This is a genomic window from Anaerolineales bacterium, assembly GCA_016928575.1.
Classification (GTDB): Bacteria; Chloroflexota; Anaerolineae; order Anaerolineales; family RBG-16-64-43; genus JAFGKK01.
Genome location: JAFGKK010000090.1, coordinates 1 through 2,748 on the forward strand (window position 1 = coordinate 1; position 2,748 = coordinate 2,748).

Here is a 2,748-nt window from a genome sequence, read left to right on the forward strand (position 1 = left end):
CCTGGCATAAGTCAGGAGAGGGGGAAGGGGTTGTGGGGTTGGGGGTGAGGAAAGGGCAGGGACGGGGGGCTGAGGAGATACAAAATGCCGATGATTCCCCATTGAGGAGAGCATTTGCATATGAAGGGAAAAAAGCAATCGAACATCCTGCGCAATCCTTACGGGTATTTCGACTCAAAAAACCGCGAGTACGTCGTCACCCGGCCGGATACCCCCACCCCGTGGATCAACTACCTGGGCGAGGGGCGCTACGGCGGGATTATTTCGAACACCGCCGGCGGCTTCTCCTTCGACCGCGATCCGCGCAATCGGCGCGTCACCCGCTACCGCTACAACGCCGTCCCGGCCGATCAGCCCGGACGCTATCTTTATATCCGCGACATGCAGGACGGCGAATTCTGGAGTCCGACGGTCCAGCCCGTCCCCAACCGCAAGTACGCCTCTTACGAGTGCCGCCACGGGGCCGGCTACACGCGGATTTCCTCCTCCTGCAAGGGCATTGCCGCGAGCATCCTATACTTCGTCCCGCCCGCCCCGCCGGAGGAAGCGTGCCCCTGCGAACTCTGGGTGCTCGCCCTGCGCAACACGACCAAACGCAAACGCACTCTGCGGACTTTTTCCTACGCCGAATATTCCCTCTGGGATGCTGTCACCGACCAGCAGAACATCGACTGGGGCCAGCAGATTTTTTTCTCCGAACACTCGCGGGGAATCCTCACGGCGCGGACCAAATTCCGTCCGACCGCCACCTGGGCGGCGAGTGCGCCCCGCGCCTCCGGCTTCGACACCGACCGCGAGGAATTCGTCGGCCGGATGCGCAGCCTTTCGAATCCGCAGACCGTGGAACGGGGCCGCCCCGGTAACTCGCTGGCGCCGCGCGGCAACAACATCGGCTCGCTATCCCACCTCATCACCCTTAAGCCGGGCGAGGAGAAAACACTCGTCTATATGCTCGGCGTGACCGATGCGCCGGAACGGATACCCGCCCAGTTCAAGCGGTTCAGAGATCCGAACCAAGTGCAGGTCGCCTTTGCGGCTTTGCGCGCCGATTGGGATGCCTACCTATCCTCCTTCACGGCGGCAACGCCCGACCCCGAGGCAAACGCGATGCTCAACGTCTGGAACCCGATTCAATGCCGGGCCAACCTCTACTGGTCGCGCTTCGTCTCGGCTTACGACACGGGCCTTGGGCGCGGGCTGGGGACCCGCGACACGGCCCAGGACACGCTCGGCGTGGTCCACAATCTGCCGCGGCAGGCGCGCTCGATGCTGACGATGATCTGGAAACTGCAATTCCGCGACGGGCACGCCTGGCACCAGGTTTTTCCGCTCACCGGCGAGGGCGGCCCCGGGTTGGCGGCGGAGTATCCGGAGAGGCCGCAATGGTTCTCCGACGACCACCTGTGGTTGATCGTCGCCACCTGCGCCTACCTGCGCGAGACGGGCGACTTCGGCTACCTGCGGGAGAAGATTTCCTACTACGACGGCGGCGCGGACGCGGTCTGGGAGCACATGCTGCGGGCGGCGGATTTCACGCTGCGCAACCGCGGCCCGCACCGCCTGCCGCGGCTCGGATTCGCCGATTGGGACGACACGATGAACCTCGACCACGGCAGCGGCAAGGCGGAGAGCGTCTTCGCCGCCGGGCTGTTCTGCCGGGCGATGCTCGACCTGGCCGACCTTGGCCGGCATCTGGGAAAGGAAACGGACGCGGACCGCTTCGAGCGGCTCCAGCGGGAGATGGCCAAAGCCGTGCGCCAGCATTGCTGGGACGGGGAATGGTACGTCCGCGCTTACGACGATCGGGGCTTGCCGGTGGGCGCAGCGGCCGAGGAGAAGCACAAAATCGGATTAAACCCGCAAACCTGGGCGGTGATCGGGGAGATCGGCGCTCCGGACCGGCAGGCGACGGCGATGGAGAGCGCGCACCAAAAACTCAACACGCCCTACGGGCTGCGGGTGATGTGGCCGCCGTACGACGGCGCGCAGGTGCGGATCGGCGGGACCACCACCTACCCGCCCGGGGTCAAGGAGAACGGAGGCATCTTCAACCACGCCAACACCTGGGCGATCATCGCCGCCGCCAAGCTCGGCTGGGGCGACCGCGCCTGGCAATACTACCGTCAAATCCTGCCCTTAGCGCGCAAGGATGTCGACGTGCTGGGCACCGAACCCTACGTCTATTGCCAGAACATCGCCGCCCCGGAGCACAAACATTACGGCCGCGGCCGGACCTCCTGGCTGACCGGGACGGCTTCCTATACTTACGTCGCCGCAACGCAGTGGATCCTCGGCATCCGGCCGACCTTCCGCGGCCTGCGGATCGCGCCCGTGATCCCGCAAACTTGGACGGGCTTCTCCGTCCGGCGCGTGTTCCGCGGAAGCACGTATCAGATCGAAGCCAAGCGGGCCGGCAAAGGCAGCCGGATTTCGCTCGAGGCGGACGGGAAGAAACTGGAAGGCAACGTCGTCCCGCTGCCGGTCACGGCGGGCGGGACGGTCGAAGTGAAGCTGACTATCGGGGAATGACGGCAGTCCACAAGATCGTCATGCCGGCGCCCGCCCTCGGTGTGTTCTTGGCCGGGGGCGTTCTTAGCCGGCATCCAGGAACCGGCGGAGCGGTTCCCGTAGCGCATGCCCTGGACCCCCGATAAAAACACTCGGGGGTGACGGCGTTCACAAAGCACGTCATGCCGGCGCCCGCCCTCGGCGTGTTCTTTGCCGGGGGTGCACTTAGCCGGCATCCAG

General features: G+C 65.3%; 1 protein-coding gene. It reads left to right on the top strand.

Annotation, left to right across the window (positions count from 1 at the left end; translation table 11 throughout):
* The first annotated feature begins 120 nt into the window (after nucleotides 1–120).
* On the top strand, nucleotides 121–2,529 hold the full coding sequence (locus tag JW929_11470; protein ID MBN1440018.1) for a glycosyl transferase: 2,409 nt from the start codon (nucleotides 121–123) through the stop codon (nucleotides 2,527–2,529).
* The last annotated feature ends 219 nt before the right edge of the window (nucleotides 2,530–2,748 follow it).

Bases quoted from the DNA above. Each gene is read 5' to 3' on its own strand.
- JW929_11470 (MBN1440018.1), top strand. From the start codon at position 121: ATGAAGGGAAAAAAGCAATCGAACATCCTGCGCAATCCTTACGGGTAT.